Source organism: Chryseolinea serpens (assembly GCF_900129725.1).
Taxonomy (GTDB): Bacteria; Bacteroidota; Bacteroidia; order Cytophagales; family Cyclobacteriaceae; genus Chryseolinea; species Chryseolinea serpens.
In genome coordinates, this window is record NZ_FQWQ01000001.1 from 3,086,370 (window position 1) to 3,104,975 (window position 18,606).

Annotated in this window: 17 protein-coding genes; 3 read left to right on the forward strand and 14 right to left on the reverse strand. The window is 48.5% G+C overall.

The annotated features are described in order from the left end of the window. Positions 1-217: 217 nt before the first annotated feature. Together BUB30_RS12355 and BUB30_RS12360 are read left to right on the forward strand one after the other, a co-directional pair. Entirely contained in the window at positions 218-637 is a 420-nt protein-coding gene (locus tag BUB30_RS12355; RefSeq protein ID WP_073134065.1) for a DUF1573 domain-containing protein, read from the forward strand. Between the two features lie 240 nt (positions 638-877). Further along, on the forward strand, positions 878-3,445 hold the full coding sequence (locus BUB30_RS12360) for a phosphoenolpyruvate carboxylase (protein ID WP_073134067.1): 2,568 nt from the start codon (positions 878-880) through the stop codon (positions 3,443-3,445). Positions 3,446-3,531: 86 nt separating this feature from the next. On the opposite strand, the gene BUB30_RS12365 is transcribed toward BUB30_RS12360, so the two are convergent. From BUB30_RS12365 to BUB30_RS12390, 6 genes are all read right to left on the reverse strand, one after another. Further along, the gene (locus BUB30_RS12365; protein ID WP_084138045.1) at positions 3,532-3,996 is read right to left on the reverse strand and encodes a Rieske (2Fe-2S) protein; all 465 of its coding nucleotides are present in this window, start codon (positions 3,994-3,996) and stop codon (positions 3,532-3,534) included. Next, a complete protein-coding gene (locus BUB30_RS12370) occupies positions 3,971-4,840 on the reverse strand; it encodes a 3-hydroxyacyl-CoA dehydrogenase NAD-binding domain-containing protein (protein ID WP_073134069.1) in 870 nt (289 codons plus the stop codon). The genes BUB30_RS12365 and BUB30_RS12370 overlap by 26 nt, the downstream gene beginning before the upstream one ends. An 8-nt stretch (positions 4,841-4,848) precedes the next feature. Then, on the reverse strand, positions 4,849-5,883 hold the full coding sequence (gene pheS / locus BUB30_RS12375) for a phenylalanine--tRNA ligase subunit alpha (RefSeq protein ID WP_073134071.1): 1,035 nt from the start codon (positions 5,881-5,883) through the stop codon (positions 4,849-4,851). Between the two features lie 72 nt (positions 5,884-5,955). Further along, positions 5,956-7,005: a glycosyltransferase family 4 protein gene (locus tag BUB30_RS12380; RefSeq protein WP_073134073.1), complete on the reverse strand. Its 1,050-nt coding sequence runs from the start codon at positions 7,003-7,005 to the stop codon at positions 5,956-5,958. Between the two features lie 85 nt (positions 7,006-7,090). Beyond that, positions 7,091-7,897: a glycosyltransferase family 2 protein gene (locus BUB30_RS12385; protein ID WP_073134075.1), complete on the reverse strand. Its 807-nt coding sequence runs from the start codon at positions 7,895-7,897 to the stop codon at positions 7,091-7,093. A 75-nt stretch (positions 7,898-7,972) separates the two neighbouring features. After that, the gene (locus tag BUB30_RS12390; RefSeq protein ID WP_073134077.1) at positions 7,973-9,235 is read right to left on the reverse strand and encodes an O-antigen ligase family protein; all 1,263 of its coding nucleotides are present in this window, start codon (positions 9,233-9,235) and stop codon (positions 7,973-7,975) included. Between the two features lie 163 nt (positions 9,236-9,398). Between BUB30_RS12390 and BUB30_RS12395 the strand changes: the two genes are divergently transcribed. After that, entirely contained in the window at positions 9,399-10,553 is a 1,155-nt protein-coding gene (locus tag BUB30_RS12395; RefSeq protein ID WP_073134079.1) for a glycosyltransferase family protein, read from the forward strand. 3 nt (positions 10,554-10,556) lie between these two features. Here the strand turns inward: BUB30_RS12395 and BUB30_RS12400 are convergent, their stop codons facing one another. From BUB30_RS12400 to BUB30_RS12435, 8 genes are all read right to left on the reverse strand, one after another. Further along, entirely contained in the window at positions 10,557-11,360 is an 804-nt protein-coding gene (locus BUB30_RS12400; RefSeq protein WP_178377087.1) for a glycosyltransferase, read from the reverse strand. A gap of 290 nt (positions 11,361-11,650) precedes the next feature. Next, positions 11,651-12,943 carry a hypothetical protein gene (locus BUB30_RS12405; protein WP_143164880.1) on the reverse strand — a complete coding sequence of 431 codons (1,293 nt, stop codon included), beginning with the start codon at positions 12,941-12,943 and terminating at the stop codon, positions 11,651-11,653. After that, entirely contained in the window at positions 12,936-14,150 is a 1,215-nt protein-coding gene (locus BUB30_RS12410) for an alkaline phosphatase family protein (RefSeq protein ID WP_178377088.1), read from the reverse strand. Before BUB30_RS12410 ends, BUB30_RS12405 begins: the two co-directional genes overlap by 8 nt. Before the next feature lie 200 nt (positions 14,151-14,350). After that, the gene (locus BUB30_RS12415; RefSeq protein WP_073134085.1) at positions 14,351-15,178 is read right to left on the reverse strand and encodes a glycosyltransferase family 2 protein; all 828 of its coding nucleotides are present in this window, start codon (positions 15,176-15,178) and stop codon (positions 14,351-14,353) included. Between the two features lie 46 nt (positions 15,179-15,224). Continuing rightward, positions 15,225-15,842 (reverse strand): methyltransferase domain-containing protein, encoded by a 618-nt coding sequence (locus tag BUB30_RS12420; protein ID WP_178377089.1) that lies wholly within the window; start codon positions 15,840-15,842, stop codon positions 15,225-15,227. Between the two features lie 121 nt (positions 15,843-15,963). Then, positions 15,964-16,713 carry a polysaccharide deacetylase family protein gene (locus BUB30_RS12425; protein WP_073134087.1) on the reverse strand — a complete coding sequence of 250 codons (750 nt, stop codon included), beginning with the start codon at positions 16,711-16,713 and terminating at the stop codon, positions 15,964-15,966. 59 nt (positions 16,714-16,772) lie between these two features. Further along, positions 16,773-17,987: a glycosyltransferase family 4 protein gene (locus BUB30_RS12430; RefSeq protein WP_084138048.1), complete on the reverse strand. Its 1,215-nt coding sequence runs from the start codon at positions 17,985-17,987 to the stop codon at positions 16,773-16,775. Further along, entirely contained in the window at positions 17,954-18,577 is a 624-nt protein-coding gene (locus BUB30_RS12435; RefSeq protein WP_073134091.1) for a class I SAM-dependent methyltransferase, read from the reverse strand. The genes BUB30_RS12430 and BUB30_RS12435 overlap by 34 nt, the downstream gene beginning before the upstream one ends. Positions 18,578-18,606 lie beyond the last annotated feature (29 nt).

The window sequence follows — 18,606 nt, forward strand, 5'->3', positions numbered from 1 at the left end:
GTTACGATAATGCCCGAAGGGGCTAAAAAACATTAACAGATCATTAACAAAATTTAGAAAGCCGTTAACAAAGGGTGTTTACGGCATTCCTGAGCTTTGTGTTGTTGATGGGGGAGGAAGTGACCCCGACACCGCCTGTAATGCGCAGCCGGCGGGGTTTTGGCACCATCGTCCACCACCATTTTGTGATTCATTTTAAACCAAAAACTTTTTACCTATGAAAAAATGTATGATAGGCTTCTTCTTTAGCCTCTGTGCCACGGCCCTGTTGGCCCAATCCACACCCACTGCCACGGCCGCCGCGTCCACCTCGGTGGTCGCCGCCAAAGTAGCTGCGTTCAACTGGAATGTCACCTCTTTTGACTTTGGCAAGATCGCGCTCAACAAGCCGGTGACCCACGAGTTCAAATTCACCAACAGCGGCTCCGACGCCCTGGTCATTGCCTCGGTGCAGGCATCCTGCGGCTGCACGGTGGCCGAGTATAGCAAAGAACCCATCGCCCCCGGCGGCCAGGGATTTGTGAAGGCGACCTACAATGCCGCCCGGGCCGGGGTGTTCAACAAAACGATCACCGTGAATGCCAACACCGGCGGCGGCGCCGTGGTGTTGAACATTAGCGGCGAAGTGATGCCCTAATCCAGCCATCCCCGAGACCGATCACGAAGGCAGGAGCCGTATCCAACGGCTTCTGCTTTTTTTGTTTAACGATCCTGGAAACATCACACACGGGCGTGCCCTGCCTGCGGGATGTGTCCAATGAATACTTTGGGCTTTCTTATCCCGTAAACGTTTTCGAAAATAAAATCTGCAATTCACCGGAGCCCATCGCCGCCCTAGGGAGGATTTGATAACTTTGTTAGCGTTCAAATCAAACCCATGGCAAGTCAATTCAACGAGGCTGTTTCCACACGTTATCACATGTATAACAGCCTTTTTCTCAACCTTCCCTACACGGGCATTTATCGTACCGGGACCTTACTTCCCCTATTGCAGCAATCGTGCGAAAGCGACTATGAGAAAGGGAAGGATCCGAAGACCATCATCAAGAAATTTTTTGCCAACTATACACCCCAGGCTACCCGCGAAGAGCAGTTCAACCTGTTGTTCAATTTCATTCAATACATCGAGCGCCAGGTGGTGCTGTTCGACTCCGTGGAAGATTCCGCTTTCGCGGAAATCAACGACCTGAAGGGCAAGGGAAGCGTTTCGGAGCTGCTACTCCGCGCCAACGCCGAAAACCTCCTCGATGACCTGAAGAAACGTCTGGAAGACTTCAGCGTGCGCATCGTACTCACAGCCCACCCTACCCAGTTCTACCCCGGCAACGTGCTGGCCATCCTCAACGACCTGGAAGAGGCCATTCACGAAAACCGCCTGGAGCACATCAACCTGCTGCTGCGCCAACTGGGAAAGACGGCCTTCATCAACAAAGAAAAGCCCACGCCCTTCGACGAGGCGGTGAGCCTGTCGTGGTTCCTCGAAAATGTCTTCTACAACGTCATCCCCGAGATCATCACCCAACTGATGACGGGGCTGAACATGAAGCTGGAAGAATGGACCAACTACGACCTGATCAAGATCGGCTTCTGGCCCGGCGGCGACCGCGACGGCAACCCGTTCGTGACGCACGAGATCACCGTGAGGGTGGCCCAAAACCTGCAGCAAACCCTGATGAAGTGCTACTACCGCGACATCCGTTTCCTGAAGCGCCGCCTCACCTTCAAAGGCCTTGACCACATCATTGCACGCATCGAACGCAAAATATATCCCATGGCTTTTGGCGGTGGTTTCGGAGGTGAGATCTACGGCCACCCCGACGAATTGCTCAACGACCTGTTCGAAGCCCGCGAGGTGTTGATCCGCGACCACAAAGGGCTCTTCCTGAGCTTGCTCGACGACTTCATCCTGAAGGTGCGGATCTTCGGCTTCTATTTCGCCAGCATGGACATCCGCCAGGATAGCCGCAAACACGCCTATGCCTGGGAGGCGATCTTCGAAAAACTGAAATCAAAAAATAAAGCGCTCAAGAACTTCGACAAACTGTCGGAAGAAGAAAAGATCGAGACCTTGCTCGGCCTCTCCTTCAAGCCCACGTCCATGAAGTTCGACGATACGTTTGTGAGCGAGCTCATCGAAAGCATCGACATCATCGGCCAGATCCAGGAAGACAATGGCGTGGAGGGCTGTCACCGCTATGTGATCAGCAATTGCCAATCGGCGCTGGATGTGATCCGCGTCTATCAACTGGCCAAGCTCATCCTGGGCAAGGACGACGAACTGTCGCTCGACATCGTGCCCCTGTTCGAGACCATTGAAGACCTGGCCCATGCCCCTGGCATCATGGCCAAACTCTATGACGTAGAAGCCTACCGCGAACACCTCAAGCGCCGCGGTGGCAAGCAAACCATTATGCTGGGCTTCTCCGACGGCACCAAAGACGGCGGCTACCTGCGCGCCAACTGGTCCATCTTCCAGGCCAAAGAAAACCTGACGCGCATTACGCGCGAGAACGGCTTCACCGCCGTGTTCTTCGACGGCCGCGGTGGCCCGCCCGCACGCGGGGGTGGCAACACCCACGACTTCTATGCATCGCTGGGCGACACCATTGAAGACAAGGAAGTGCAGATCACCATCCAGGGGCAAACCATCAGCTCGAATTTTGGCAAGCCGGTGTCGTGCGGCTACAACATCGAGCAGCTTTTGTCGGCCGGCATCGAGAACTCCGTGTTCAAAAAGAAACACCAGTTCAAGGAAGACGAGACCAGTCTCATGAATGCCCTGGCGGAAGAAGGCCACAAGGCCTATCTCGACCTGAAGAAGCATCCCAAGTTTGTTCCCTACCTGGAAAAGATCACGCCGCTTTCGTTCTTTGGCGACATCAACATCGGATCGCGTCCCGTGAAACGCAATTCCGGAAGTTTGAAGTTTGAAGATCTGCGCGCCATTCCTTTCGTGGGCTCATGGGCGCAGATGAAGCAAAACATTCCCGGCTTTTATGGTGTGGGCACGGCGCTGAAAGAATTGAAAAAACAAGGCAAGTTTCGCGAGATAAAAAATCTTTTCAACGAATCGCTTTTCTTCCGCACGCTGTTGAGCAACAGTATGATGTCGCTCACCAAAACGTATTATCCCGCCACGGCCTACCTGGCCAAGGACAAAGAGTTCAGCGAGTTCTGGAAAAAGATGCATGCCGAATACAAGCTCTCCGCCCAGATGATCCTGGAAGTGTCCGGACTCACGGAGTTGATGGACAACACGCCGACGAACCGCGATTCGGTGAAGTTGCGCGAGCGCATTGTGTTACCGCTGATCACTATCCAGCAATTCGCCCTGCAGCAGCTGCGCAACATGGAGGCTGCCGATAAGCCTTTTGAAAAACAATACCGGTCACTGGTGGTGCGGTGTATGTTTGGAATTATTAACGCTGCGCGGAATTCGGCGTAAGCTTCCCAATATTTTGAAAATGCATGAAACGGTACTGTCGTTGACGGTACCGGTTCATGCTTATCCTTCCAAAAAAATCTTTGATCTTATTGATCTACGATCTCATCCGTAATGGTGAGCGTATTGGCGAGCAGCGTTGTGCGGTATTTTCTTAGCGGTCGCGATGCGGCGCCGCCTTGAGGGTTGCCGGTGGAAAAATTGAACTGCGAATTGCAGCACGGGTCGATCATGAACAGTGTAGACACATCCACGTTTACGGTGGCACAGGCATCGTTCGGGTGAAAAGAACAGTTGCGCTCGTAGGCATAAAAAACATTAGATCCCTGGTTATACAGGATGATCCCCCGGATGCCCCCGCCAATGTAGCGATAGCCTCCCGTGGACCGCAAGCCCGTGTTCTCTGGCAGGTTGAGGTTCATCACAATGTCAGCAAAGGGCTGGTATGGGATGGGGTCGTCGCTTTGGTCGGGCGAGCAGTTTAAGAATAAAAAAAGGAAGACGACAGCCCAACGGGTGGGCCATGCACTATTGATCTGTTTGAGGATATTCATAGAAACCTTTTCCACTTTTACGTCCGTGTTGTCCTGCATCCACTTTCTGTTGTTGGAGACGGCTGGGCCTGAATTTGGGTTCGTGATGAAACGCGTTATACATGCTGGTGGTCACCGCGAAGTTCGTGTCCACCCCAATGAGGTCCATCAATTGAAACGGTCCCATCTTGAATCCCGTCTCTTTCAGCAACCGGTCGACCGTCTGAAAATCCGAAACGCCATCCTCCACGATCTTCAGGGATTCGGCGTAGAATAACCGGGCGATCCGGTTCACAATAAAGCCCGGCGAATCGGTGGCCATCACCGAGATCTTCGACAGGCTCTCTACAAACGCTTCGAGTACCTTGATCGTATGGTCGTTGGTGGCGGCACCACGAATAATTTCTACCAGTTTCATCACCGGCGCGGGATTGAAAAAATGAAGTCCCGCGAAACGGTTCTTGTGCTTCATCACCGACGCGATCTGTGTGATGGGAAAAGACGACGTGTTGCTCACCAGGATGCAGTCGATGGCGTTGAGTTTTTCCAGTTCGGCCACGATCTTTTGTTTCACATCCAGCTTCTCCACCACCACCTCGATGGCAATGTCGACCTGCAGCTGACGGAAATCGCCAACGGCTACGATACGCGCCAGCGCTTCATCTTTCAGGTTGGCCGACAGCTTGCCTTTCTCCACCGCCATTTCCAAGCGCTTGCGGACGTTGGCGATGGCGGTCTTTGTTATTTCGGGTTGTGTGTCATAGAGCATGACCGGGTAACCCGCCAATGCACACACCTGGGCAATGCCCTGGCCCATGGTGCCGGCGCCGATTATGGCCACGTTTTTTATGGACTCAACCATCATATTTTTTTTTACACTACCGGTTGAAACTGTCGCAGGAAACGAACATCGTTTTCGGAGAACAACCGAAGGTCATTAATTTGATAACGAAGCATGGTCACGCGCTCGATGCCCATACCGAAGGCAAAGCCCGTGTATTCTTCCGGGTCGATGTTACAATTGCGCAGCACGTTGGGGTGTACCATGCCGGAGCCGGCGATCTCTACCCAACCCGTGTGCTTGCATACGTTGCAACCCACGCCCTTGCAGATGAGACACGAGATGTCGATCTCGGCGCTCGGCTCGGTGAAGGGGAAGTACGACGGCCGGAAACGGATCTTCGAGTCCTTGCCATACATTTCCTTGGCAAAGTGATAGAGCGTTTGCTTAAGGTCGGCAAAGCCCACGTTCTTGTCCACATACAAGCCTTCTACCTGGTGGAAGAAGCAGTGCGCCCGGGCCGAGATCGCCTCGTTGCGATATACCCTTCCCGGCATGATGGCCCGGATGGGAGGCTTCTGGTTTTCCATCATGCGGATCTGCACGTTCGACGTGTGGGTGCGCAACAAAATATCCTGCTGGCTGCCGGCACTTTTCTTCTCGATAAAAAAGGTGTCCTGCATTTCGCGGGCGGGGTGGTTCTCGGGGAAGTTTAGTGCCGAGAAGTTGTGAAAGTCGTCCTCAATTTCCGGGCCGTCGGCCACATTGAAACCCAGGCGCTCGAAGATCTCGATGATGCGATAGCGGGTGAGCGACAGGGGATGGAGGTTGCCCAGTTGGTTTGGGATGGGCGGCAACGAGAGGTCGATCTCGGCACTCGACACCGGGGCCGACTCCAATTGTTCGGTCAATTCTTGTAAGCGGGCCTCGGCCGTCTGTTTCAGTTGATTGAGCACTTTGCCCAGCGTTTTCTTTTGCTCGACGGGCACCTGCTTCAACTCTTCGAACAGCTCGCTCACAGCACCTTTCTTGCTCACATAGCGCAGCCGGAAAGCCTCCAGCGCGGCTTTGTCGCCGGCGGCGTAGGCATTCACTTCATTGAGCAGGGTTTGAATTCTTTCTTCCATGAAACACTCTATAAAGCTCCAAAAATACGGTTTTACGCGGGCATTTGTCAATCGCCCAGGCCACAGTCCGACCTAATCCGACAGTTTGTTGATGATGAGCCGGTCCAGCGTGACGCTCAACAAAAACGACAAAGCCACCAACCCCGATAACACATACATATCCGACAGGTGATTGAAGGCAATGGCCAGCGAAATGTACAAGAGCTGAACACCGCCCAGGATGAGGGTGGTCTGGCTGTGGGTCATGCCTAGCCGCATGATGGCGTGGTGAATATGGCTTTTGTCGGGCTTGAACGGCGACTGTCCCTTGGAGAGCCGCAGGATGACGATCCGGAGCGTATCGACCAGGGGAATAATAATGAAACATGCCGCCGACCCCACGGAGCCATTGAACTTATAGGGCGCCATGGCCGGCAAGGCATAGTTGACGTCGATAAAGTGGATGACCAGGATGGCCAGCATCATGCCGATCACCAGGGCCCCCGTGTCGCCCATGAAGACCTCCGACGGCTCCCAATTGAAAATCAGGAACGCAAAGATGGCGCCCAGCATGGCAAAGGAAAGGATGGAAAAGATGTCTTCGCCAACCAAAAAGAACCACACACCAAAGGAAAGCAACGCCACAATGGCAATGGTGCCCGCCAGGCCGTCGAGCCCGTCGATGAGGTTGAACGAGTTGGTGATGACGATGATGGTAAAATAGGTGATGGCGTAGCTGATTACCGTAGGCAGCTCATTGACCCCGAAAAGGCCATAGAATGTGCGGATGCGCAAGTCGAACAAGAAGATGACCAGCGAGGCCGCCATGATCTGCCCCATGAGCTTGATAAGAGGTCTCAGGGGAACCAGGTCGTCGCGCACGCCGATAAAAAAGATGACGAACAGGGCTACGAGGATGAATTTGATATTGCCCCACCCCTGGATGTCGATCCAGATGAGGGAGGAGATAAAAAAGCCGATGAAGATGGCGATGCCCCCCATGGATGGGGTAACCTTTTTATGGATCTTGCGCCGCCCGGGAACGTCCACGAGGTTCTTCCGCAGGGAGTATTTGATAATCACCGGAACGATGAGAAAGGAGATGACAAACGACGTAATCGCAGCGGCAAGCTCTACAGCCATAGAAAATTCAAAAGTGGGTAAAAATAGTGAATTTGGAAGGAATTGAAAGAATTCGGGTAGAATCCGAGCTAATTCTACCGGGTTTCTATAGATGGCGGTTCACTTCGCTCCGCTCGGCATCAAAAAACCAGCCCCATTTGTTGAAGTAGCGAATGGCCGATCTGATGTGCGCAAACAAGAGCCGGTTAAAGCGGTAGGACTCACGGGCGTGCCCATGACGAATATGAACCTCGGGATAGTACACGGTTTTGAAATGCCGGTGGACTCTTCGGGAGAGGTCAACGTCTTCCATATACATAAAGAAGCGTTCGTCGAAAAGGCCGACTTTCTTTAGGGCGTCCACGCGAAAAAACATAAAGCACCCGGACAGGTAGGGCGCCTCAAACGGACGGCTGTAATCTTTGTCGCGCATTTCATAGTGCATCAGTCTTTTTTCAAAGATCGCCTGCATAAATTTTGAGCCGAACCTTCGTATCAAAAGGTCGAGGGGCGCGGGAAGTCGCTTGCAGAGAAATTTTGGTTCCCCCTTAAAATCCGAAACGCGGGGCAACAGCAGGCCAATGTCAGGATTGCGCTCCATGTAATCGTACAGTTTTTCCAACGCCCCTGCATCAAACATGACATCGGGATTGAGGATCACATGATACTTCGCTTCCTCCAGGATCTGTTTCATAGCGATGTTGTGAGCGGCTCCGAATCCGACGTTTTGACTGTTGAAAATACAATGACATCGCGGATCTTGCATCAAGTCCAAACGGGTCGGCTGCTCCGAGTTATCGCAGATAATGAGTTTACCGGGCAGCGTCGAATGGAGAAAGCTGGTGATCGTGTTCGCCAAAGTTCCCGGGTCGTTATTGTAAATAACGAGGGATGCTGTTAAAGAAAATGCCATGATCCCATTGTTAACGCTTCCATAGTTGCGATATCCTCCCGGTCAGCCAGCGCGTGGCAAGGCATGTGATTATTTTCAGATCTTCATTTCTCCACTTTGTGTTCGGAAAAGAAAGAGCGAATTGAAAAAGCAAAAGAACACGACGCCTTTATGCGTTTCGATCAGAGATTCGCCCAGGCAGGTTATGATAAAAAGCATCACAAAAATCATCTGTAGTGGTGACTGCTTTTTCATTCCATCCCAGAATGAATATCCCAAGAGGCCCAAAAAGAGTATCAATAAGCAAGCTCCTCCTGTAAGGCCAAAATCGAAATATTGGTTGTGACAATTCAAATCATCTCCGAAGGGTCCGTAAAAAGAATAATTTTTGTAACAAGCTTGTCGTACTTCAGACAAGGATCCCGTCCCATACCCTATGACCGGTGATTCCTTAAATAATTGAATGGAGCAGGTCCATACAGCGGTCCGTATGTTGATGCCGTTCCAACCGGAGACATCCTCGGGAATGTCAAATTTTGACAAGTCGCCCATGAGCCGCTTCTCCAGTACTGGATTATAAAAAACCAACAAAACAAGCGAGGTTACCGTGATCACAAAGACCACGGCTATCGGTTTGTAGTAAGCCCTTAATTTTTCTCTGAAGATAAAGATCGAGGCACACCCTGAAAGGAGCAAAGCTGCAATGCCAATTCTACTGCTCGCCAGCAGTTGAAAAACGATGAGGATGGCCACCAGCACGATCTTCCATGAGGTTTTAATACTTTGCTCGGTGACGCAAATGAACAACGCGAACGACACATACAACGACATGTAGATCGGACTAATGTCAAAGGGCTCCATCAAACTCGTGTTCGACAAAGCATTCCACCGGGAATGGACAGCGCTGTAGCTATCGCCTACCGTTAGTTGGTTGCCCTCGGGAAGAAAAAAGAAATTATACAAGGCATACGTCGTGCAGATCACACACATCGCCAGGATGACACAGGCAAATGCCCGCAAAAAAAACACCGGTCTGTTTCTCGTCTCCAGCGTGCTGAAGATAATTGGAAAAGCCAACAGCGGCAGGTATGTTTCTATGGCCTTCCATCCTCTGGGGACGTCACTTGAATACGTGAGCGAAAGAATGATATACAGGAAGGGCAGGATGGAAATCAGTAAGGGCGTCCTGACTTGTGCGCTGGTGAGTTTACGAAGCTTGCTTCGGTTGAGCGTCAGAACAAAAAGCAACGCCAACAGGAGAAGAAAATAATTTGTGATTCGAATGGATGCCGGTAGAAAAATCAATATGCCTGTAAGCAGAATGTCGCTTATCGGAATTCTTGAAAACATGTTCTTCATGGAGCCTACGTCAAAGTGCTAAATATGCCCAATTTTACCTTCACAGGCCCAAATACCAATAATTATTCAAAATAATCTAACTTTGCCCGCTAAAATCATAGCACTTTCCGGGTTGGGATATCACCAAAACATTAAAAGATACGTTCGTAGAGATTTTTGAAGCATGGACCAACAAAAAGCGATTACCGTTAACATCGTCAATAGGAGCTATCCTCCTAATTCTGGAATGACTGGAGAATCTGCCGCAGAGCTGGCGGCGTATCTATTAGACAAGGGGATTCAAATAAACGCATTACACGTTGATGCGGACTACCGAAAAGGTACGGTCCAGAAGAAGACCATCGGTAATTCCCACAAGATCAAAACGTTCTACAATGGGAAAAATAAATTCCTGCGGCTGTTCAGCAACCTCTACGAGGGAATTTCAATTTTAAGAAAATCCCAGTCGCTTAAGCCCGACGTAACGATCTGCATGACGGAGCCGCCGTTGCTCAACATCTGTGCCGCTCTCATCTTCAAAAAGAAACAAAAATGGATCTTGTGGTCCATGGATTTGTTCCCGGAAGCGCTTTCATCAGGACGAATCGTAACGACGTCAGGTTTCATTTATAACTTCCTTGACCGGATCGTTTTAAAGAACAAGCCCTGGCATATTATTTCGCTAGGCGAGTATCAGACGCGTTACTTACAAAACAAATTCGGAGCGGATGTAACTTTCACCAACCTACCTTGCGGTATTTATAAAGAAACATCAGAAGGCTCCATGAACCCCCCGTCCTGGGCGGAGAACAAAACAAAAATTATTTTTGGATACTGTGGCAATATCGGGGAAGCGCACTCCACCGAATTTATCACATCCTTTATAGATACCTTAAATCCGGAGCGTCATAAACTCGTTCTTGCTTTGTACGGATCGAAGGCAAAGGAAGTCCTGGCCTACGCCGAAGGGAAGCCAGGTGTAGAAATTCTAGGCTTTGTGAACCGGGTCGATATGAAATATATCGACGTGCACCTTGCTTCTCTTAAGAAAGAATGGGTAAACGTCTGTGTTCCTTCCAAGGCGGTTAGTTCGGTTTGCTGCGGTTCCGCTCTTTTATATGACGGCGATGCCGAGTCCGATAATTGGCACTTGTTACAAAGGGCCGGTTGGCGCTTACGGGAGGAAAATTTAAACGAGGAGATCGCGTCCCTCCTGAAAACACTCGACCGCGCAACAGTCGAACAAAAGAAAAGTGAAGCGGTGAAGCTTGCTGAAGAATTAAATGAAATGAAAAACGCTGCTTTCCATCAGATCTATTCAAAAATCACTTCGCTATAGCCTTCATGGGGCAAGCAAAATGGTAAACAGTGCATCCCAGTTTTTCGCATAGGGCTGCTGTATCTTCTTCAGCGTGTTTCCGTCAAAATCATCCTTCCCTTCGATGATTCCTATCATACGTTCTGCCAGATCGGCTGCCGAAGAAGGGCTGAAGAAAGATACCTTATCATAGTTCCCCATGGTCTCATGTGCATAGGGCAAGTCTGCCAACAAAATCGCTTTGTTAAAGTTCTTAAATTCACTTATCGGCAAACCCCACGATTCAAGTTTAGAGGGGAAGATCAGGCAATCCACCTCACCGTAAACCTCGAAAAGGCGACTCCTTTTGAGCCCCCCCAAGAAATGTATTCCATGCACATCGGCATATTGCTGCTTTAGCCAACTCGCATATTTATTCTCGTCGCCACTCAAGGTCCACATCACCTCAAAGTTCGTGATGCCCCTGGCATTTAAAATTGTCACGGCTTCGCCGATAACTTCAAAATTCTTCCACACCCGGGGAAGGGCCGGAAAAATAAATCGCTTGACGCCGTCCACCTTTGGCCTCGAAACTTCAGATTGAGAGACACCTTCGGGTCGGGCCACGATAATGTCTTCTTTTCTAAGTCCGAAAATCGCGGCAAATTCATCGCGCAGCCAATCCTGCTGAACAATCGTGTACTTGTTTCTTTTGATGTTGATTCGATAGAAAATCAAATACACCAGGTTGAACAAAGCAAACTTTGGTTCAATGAGAAACTCCCGCCACGACACCTTATAGAAGGGCGCTGGATTGTGGCAATACACCGCCCTGCGATCTGCTTTCACGCGCGGGGTCACGTCGTGAAGCGACAACCACAGAAAAGGCTTCAGTTGTTTTGATAACTTCCGAAAATAAAAATATTCATAGTACAGCCTGTGAACATACGACCGCGTTCCGTCAATTTGAATATAGGTGACAGCGGGATTTACGTGTTCCACCAGGCTACGATCCTTGACGATGGCGTAAATTTTAAACCCGGAATACTTCGGCGATTCCAATTCCTTGAGACAGTCTACCAAAATCGAAAGCATTCCCGCCATGCGAATCGATATAGCGGATATAACGATAGTCTGGTTCATCGTTCAATTTTTTTAGTCATGACAATCGCTTTGTAAGAATAAAAGTAAAGCAGCATAAAAAGCATCTTTCCGTTGAAGGTGTAGTTACCATTCCTCAATAAGTACAAAAAAATCAACACGAAAGCGCTGGCATTGATTATCCAAAGTATCTCTTCTTCGTCGGAAAACCATGCTCTTGATCGTATTCTATACCGGAGCGTGAAAAAACAAAACACAAAAAGCCCTAAAATTCCGGTCTCGGTAATGAGCCTAAAAGCCATACTACCGGCGTCATTGCGATTCAAAGAGGAGTAAGCACGCATTTCTGCCGGCAGATAATGGTCATAGGTTAGCTCATGGGTCCCTAAACCATAGCCCGTCAATGGGCGGTCTTTTAAAGACTGTTTTACTACATGAAAATTAGAAAGAAGTATATAGGTACTTAGATTATACTCCCGATATTTTCCGTTTTGAACAAAATTTCCCCTAAGCCCCATGACCGTGTCGTCCACACGCTCCTTTATTAAGGGGATAAATGAATAGGCAAGTATCACAAAAAGAAAAATGCCTGTTAGCGCACCAATCGACCACAAAAATTTTCTGACCGAGAAATTCTTGAAGTACAGAATAGCCAACATGAGTAGTAATCCTAAATATGCCGTGCTCGCCAGGGTCAACAGGTAGCCCCCGACAAACAGAAGACACCATTTCCAATTCAAATAAAAAGTACGCCGATAGAAAAGGTTATAAAGGGACAAGAAAACTACAGGGGTTAAGCCCAGCGTCAGAAAAGAAGGTTCCGTCGCAATGGATTGCATTCGAATCGAGATATTCGTTTCCCTTACGAATGGAAAGACAAAACCAAAATACTGATCGCCACCTATCGCAAACAAAAAAACCTGAACGTATCCCAATACCAGGACAACTTTTGAGATTTGAATATATTTTGAGAGGATTGCCGGAAAATTGAACTGCTCAAATTTAATCAGGTAGTAAAAGGCGAACAACGAAAAAGAAATGTTGAAGAGCTGCTTGATTACGAGAGGGAAACCATACTGAAAAGTGGCGAGCGAAAAAATCACCAAGGCAACTAAAAACAAGAGGATGCGAAGATCAAACTTGCTGTCCTTTACAATCCCAAGAAATATCAAAAACGCATAGGGAAAATAAAACCAGTAAATGGTAAAGCCTATGCCGGTTTCGATATATTGGCCAGTAAGGTATATAGACGTGAGAACGATATATGACAAGATACCCTTAACAGAGCGGTCCGTCCGAATCACATCCAAGTCACTCACTCGATTATCCAAAACTGCTTACAATTTCCGAGAATATATTCTTGACGGGGTTTATGCTGGATGGCGCTTGTTTTCTATCGGTATCGATATAATAGCCAATGCCATCGTGTTCGCCATTTTTGATGGCGACGAATGAAACATATTTAAACAAATCGATTCCAAGATTCTGTTTCCCCGCATTTATGAACGATCCTGTGTTCAATTCCTGTGAGTATGTCAGTTCAATAAAAAGACTCTCCCCACGGTTGTCCACCGTAAAGATCTTCTCGTCAGAACCCGGAATAGACATTTCCTCTAATCGCTCCTGAACCTGTTTGGCTTGCGCAACGCTGTGGCATTCGATCAAGAAATCGCGGCTCATCCGGGGAACCACAGATTTGAACTCCTGTATGCCCACCAATTTGAGGAACTCCGTATGATTTCTGAGCCTCCAGTAGTAGGTATTTTCCTCATGTGGATTCTGGTGCAAACCGGTGGCTATAAAAAGTCTGCAATCAAGTTTTATAAGGCGACCCAAAATGGCGTCATACTCTTTCAAAATGTCAAGCAAAGGATCCTCGCTTGCCGGGCAGTACCACTCGGGATTTTTTTGGGTGCCTGAATATACCTGGGAATTGTACATATAGTGATGCTGCAAGTGAGCACCCGAATTCAAAAAGAGCGACGAAAAATCAGGCTGCGATGCTTTCCATAAATGAATAAAGGTGTCGGCCAGTACATTGTCCAGTATGGCCGGTTTGGCCATTTTCCTTTTGAATTTAGACGCTAACGAAAAATAGTGTACATACCGGGACAACGGCACATATTTTAGTACGCCCTTTACCAACGCGAGCAGGGCACCGCCCGACAGTTTCTGATTGGCGTTATCGTTGACCGCTGCCGACACTGCGCGTGACAATTGAACCAACGTCTGGCTACCCGTGGGTGATGTTTGTGTCCAGGGATCCGGAACAAAAAAAACTGCGCGCTTCAAATTATTGGCAGCATTAAACGGAGAAACTGCGCCGACCTTTAGTCCTTTTTGTTCGCCAATCTCCCAAAGTTGTTTCAATTCAGGGTGGTTAACAATATCACCCAGTCTGAAGATCTGGTGTTCAGCATACGACTTCCCCGTATGTATCGACACCCATTGAATCCAGGGCTCCAACAGTTCATATTTATCTTCCGACGTTGTGCGTGCATAACCGTAGGTCGAGAAAAGATGTTTGAAGTTTTCCAAATATCCTCGATTTATGTACTCTTGAATGAATTCAAAGTTTATTTCATTAAGGCCAACCAGTATCGATTTTTTTTTCATAGAGTCAAATCAAATTTAAAATACAAAAGCGGGAAATAGCCGAATCCATGCCGGGAGGCCGGAAAAGCGGTCCGGCAAAATTCAGGGCAAAGATATTGTCGTTCGCGCATTTTAAAAACTGTTTATTGTCCACCGGCGGAAGCGTCTTTTTGCCTTAACAACCGCGTCAGAAAGGCGGTCAGTCTCGGCCCACCCAGCTTTTTGAAATAGACCGTAAGATAAATGTAGCCGATCGCAAGCGTGTGATAGGCCCATTTTACAATGCTGAACGAATGCGCCAGCACAATTTGCTTTCGTTCTGTACCCGACCGAAAGACATGTTTGATCGATGCGCCCTCGGTGAAATCGAACAGGCAGATCACCCGATGGACTTCCCGAAATCTTCGGTTTGCAAGGTACATTTTGTATATAAAGTCAAAATCGCTACTCAGCTTGTACTCCAGATCGAAGGGAAATTGCCGCATCAGGGCCGTTCTTGTAAACGTCGCCTGATGGCAGAATGGCATGCGTTTCCACATGCTATTGAGAGGGGTTTTCACATAGAGAGTCTGAAATCCCGGATATTGGATCAGCGCGTCACCATAGAGCAGGTCGGCATCGAACGTTTGGCCGTTAAAAAAATTCAGTGCAGCCTCGTCCAAAAACCTATCGCCACAATTCATAAAATTGATCCATTCACCCGTTGCCTTCCGGACGCCCTTGTTCATGCCATCATAAATGCCGCGATCTCTTTCGCTTATCCAAAAGTCAATTTGTGACGCGTAGCGCTTGATGATCTCCACCGTTCCATCCGTGCTCCCGCCGTCAATAATGACATACTCGAGGTTGTCGTAGGTCAGGTTCAACACACTTTGTATCGTTTGCTCGATAGAGGCCACGGCATTGAAGGCAACCGTTACTATGGTAACCCTTGGGTTGTTCGATGTGCCGGCGCTGTCTGTATTCGTCATTGATGTTCGTCTAGGTGAACGTCCGCTTACGTGGTTGAGCGTTCAGTCAATTTTTCCTGGCCACTATACCGATGATAATTTCATAGCTGGGATCGGAAAAGGCCAGTTCTTCCTTGGTCAGCTCGGTGGCACTCAGTCCTTCCAATGCTGCGATAGACGCCAATACGTTGCCAAAGGTTGTAACCTCTACGTTGGCTTCTCCAAAGATTTCTCCAAAGCCTTTTTTGCAGCTCTCGCTTGTGAATCGCCAATAATCTCCCCAACGGGAGGCGTCATATGTTGAGATCTGCTGGATACCTGAAACCGTAGCAATCAGAAATCCACCGGGTTTCAACACGTATTTCGAACCCTGGATGGCAGCCTTGAAATCGTAGATAAAATTAAAAGTCTGCGTACACACAAACGTATCAAATCTCTCCTCCGGAAGCGTCTCTTGTTTGGTAAGATCGCCGATAAAAGATCCGTCACCCTTATGTTCGCTGTAGTGAATGATGTCCGCCTGGGTAACCTGCTGGCCATGCCGTTGGGTATAGGTCCTTTCGGCCACTTCAAGTGTTCGTCCTTTTATTTTACCGGCATTCATGGCAACAAAATTGTCGATGTAATACCGGTGGATGGACTGATTTCCTCTGTCATATCCAAACACATTGGATATGGGTTCCAAATGCCTAAAACTTTTCCAGTTGGGAGCATTCAGTCTGCGGTTAATACCCTTAAGAATATTCCGGGCGATGTTGGCAATCATATAAAAAGGGGGGGGTTAATTAATGAGCTTCAATTGATGATCAACCAGACCGTTGTTTCAGCGACGAGAGCCACTGCCTTTTGATACCAAACTTGATCCAATTTTTCCGGGTCACATTTTTCTCGATATCGATTGATACTCTGAAAAAATGATTCCCTTTGGAGTTCCTGAACCCTTTGGTGTCGAAGAAATAGCGGTAACCCAATACGTCGCTCATAAAATTATCAAATAATCCATAATTCTCCGGCGCCAGGTAGGGGTACGCAAAACATAACGGTTTGGAGAACAATTCATCGTGTTCTTTGGGAAAGGTCAACTGATCTTTAATACTTTCATCTGTTAAACGATCGCTGCCCAAGATCTTTGTATGATTCCGCGTATGAAAACCGATGTGCACCCCTTGTGCTTTCAATTCCAGGATCTCCGCTTTCGACAAGAACATCGCTGTGGTGTCGTTGGTTTTGATCGTTGGAATGGTAAAAGCAGGGTTTGCCAAAGGATCGGTCAAAACGAACAACATATAGGGTAGTTGCCGTCGCATCATATAGGGATGCAATATTTCTTTCACGATCTTGAACCCATCGTCGAACGTGACCAGGATTTTTTTCCGATTGTCGTCCGCTAAATAGTCTTCGAGCCCGACAAAGGCATACCCCATTTTTTCGCACCAAACGACTAAGGCGTCGAACTCCTGCTCGGTGGGGTAGCGGTAATATTGGGCCACCGGGTGATTTGCATTACCGATAAGATGGCCATAGACAATGAACTTCCGAGGCAATACCTTTTTCAATACAGCATCGGGGATGGCCGCGGCAAGGGTGTTGACTATTTTGAGTTTTATATTTATGACTATTCGGGGCTTAAATGTTGTCGATATATCGCGTCTATTTTCAGGAAATTCTGCTCCGTGAAGTTCGCTTTCGCCACGGCATAGTTGGCGGCGATGGTTTCGGCGGAGGTAAACGAACTCCCCGGCAGTGCCTGGATACATTTTGCCAGCGCATCCGGTGTGTTCTCCTGCACGACGGAGACATTCCGTTCGTTGATGATCGGATTCTTGAACAACGGATTATAATACAATACAGGCTTTTCCAGCAACCAAGCTTCAAAAACGGGCCGTGGAAAGTGGGGTGCCGCAGCCCAAAACAGCAGCGCATTCGCGCGGGAAATGTATTTGGCTGGATTGCTCACCCTTCCATAAAATTTAACCCGGTCGCCGACTTCGGGGCGGTTTAACAACGCCACGATCTCCGCAAAATAGGTCTTGCTTTCTAACGCGCTGAGCTCCGCGCCTTTCTCGCGGGGATCTACACCGCCCAATACCAGGAGTTCCACCTCAGAGGGGGCACGCATCAACGATTCCAGGATGGTCTTTCCTCCTTTGAGATTGAAAAGACCACCCAAGATCACGATCTTGAACTGCTGGTCAGCAACGGGCCGGTTATCCGCCTCCGCATCCTGCTGGAACGCGTGTTCGTGTACATAATTGTATATTACTGTACTTTTTCCGAGATCGGTACCCAGCAACTCAAACTCATATTCGCTGATGTATATGATGGCAGCGGCCCATTTATTAGCCGCCTTTCTAATGAAGGACTTGCGCCACCCGAAATAGCCTTGCACCACATTTTCGCGTACGTGATAAATCACGGGGATAGAGAATCGGCGAAAAAACAAGGCATACAAAATCAGGACAGAACTATTGAGATGAACGATGTCCGGGCGCACGGCCTTGACTATTTTCCGCATCTTCCAAAAGCTGATGCGGGTCATCAACAGCATCTTTATAAAACGAAGAATGTCCAACACCGTTGCCTTATAGAAAAGGGCCGTATTGTGATTAAAACCCATGATGGGTGTCACAAAAGCTTCCGCACCGATCGCTCTGTATACATCGGCAATCTCCTGATTCGGACAAGCCACTACACAACGGTATTGCTGCTGAACAGCATCAAGAACTAATTCCCGCAAGCTAACTACTGATCCGCCCATGGCGCCGGCGTGCTGAACATACAGGATGCACTTTCCCTTCATTTCTTCTTTAGAATAAAGAAACGATGCCATGACATTTCAAACACGCAAAACTCCTTTTCAATTTTAAATCCTGCTTTTTCAATGTCCGACCGAATTCGACCAACCGAATAATTCTTATTAGAAATGTTCCAATAGTGCTCGCCGTTGAAAGTCCATTCTTGTGACTTTAGCCGCGGTAACGTCCATAAAAACTTTATTTCGCCAAGGATCGGAAGCTGCATATTGAAGCGATAGGCCCGGTGCATGTCGGGCAACGAAAGAATAAGATGTCCACTCACCACACGTCGTATCTCTGTTAACGCAGGAACAAAGTTTTCATAGGGCAAATGTTCCAGTACCTGACAGCAGAGTGCTACATCAAATGCATTGTCACCCACAGGGATAGACAACACAGAAGCCAAAATATCGGGCTCTAGTTTCGGATCGATGTCGATCGTGGATACCGCCACATTGTTCTTTTTTAGTACAAATTTCACAAAGCCATTGCCTGTACCCACCTCCATGATGGTCTTTGGTTTCAAGGCCAATGCCGCATCGATCTGGTGCCAGAAACTATTAAATCGCCCCTTGTCATTATAATTCAGGTCGTTGTAAACGGTATGTTCTACTTGTATGTCCATAATAAATAGCCTATTCTACAGAAATTTAA

Bases quoted from the DNA above. Each gene is read 5' to 3' on its own strand.
- BUB30_RS12355 (WP_073134065.1), top strand. From the start codon at position 218: ATGAAAAAATGTATGATAGGCTTCTTCTTTAGCCTCTGTGCCACGGCC.
- BUB30_RS12360 (WP_073134067.1), top strand. From the start codon at position 878: ATGGCAAGTCAATTCAACGAGGCTGTTTCCACACGTTATCACATGTAT.
- BUB30_RS12365 (WP_084138045.1), bottom strand. From the start codon at position 3,996: ATGAATATCCTCAAACAGATCAATAGTGCATGGCCCACCCGTTGGGCT.
- BUB30_RS12370 (WP_073134069.1), bottom strand. From the start codon at position 4,840: ATGATGGTTGAGTCCATAAAAAACGTGGCCATAATCGGCGCCGGCACC.
- pheS (WP_073134071.1), bottom strand. From the start codon at position 5,883: ATGGAAGAAAGAATTCAAACCCTGCTCAATGAAGTGAATGCCTACGCC.
- BUB30_RS12380 (WP_073134073.1), bottom strand. From the start codon at position 7,005: ATGGCTGTAGAGCTTGCCGCTGCGATTACGTCGTTTGTCATCTCCTTT.
- BUB30_RS12385 (WP_073134075.1), bottom strand. From the start codon at position 7,897: ATGGCATTTTCTTTAACAGCATCCCTCGTTATTTACAATAACGACCCG.
- BUB30_RS12390 (WP_073134077.1), bottom strand. From the start codon at position 9,235: ATGAAGAACATGTTTTCAAGAATTCCGATAAGCGACATTCTGCTTACA.
- BUB30_RS12395 (WP_073134079.1), top strand. From the start codon at position 9,399: ATGGACCAACAAAAAGCGATTACCGTTAACATCGTCAATAGGAGCTAT.
- BUB30_RS12415 (WP_073134085.1), bottom strand. From the start codon at position 15,178: ATGACGAATACAGACAGCGCCGGCACATCGAACAACCCAAGGGTTACC.
- BUB30_RS12430 (WP_084138048.1), bottom strand. From the start codon at position 17,987: ATGGCATCGTTTCTTTATTCTAAAGAAGAAATGAAGGGAAAGTGCATC.
- BUB30_RS12435 (WP_073134091.1), bottom strand. From the start codon at position 18,577: ATGGACATACAAGTAGAACATACCGTTTACAACGACCTGAATTATAAT.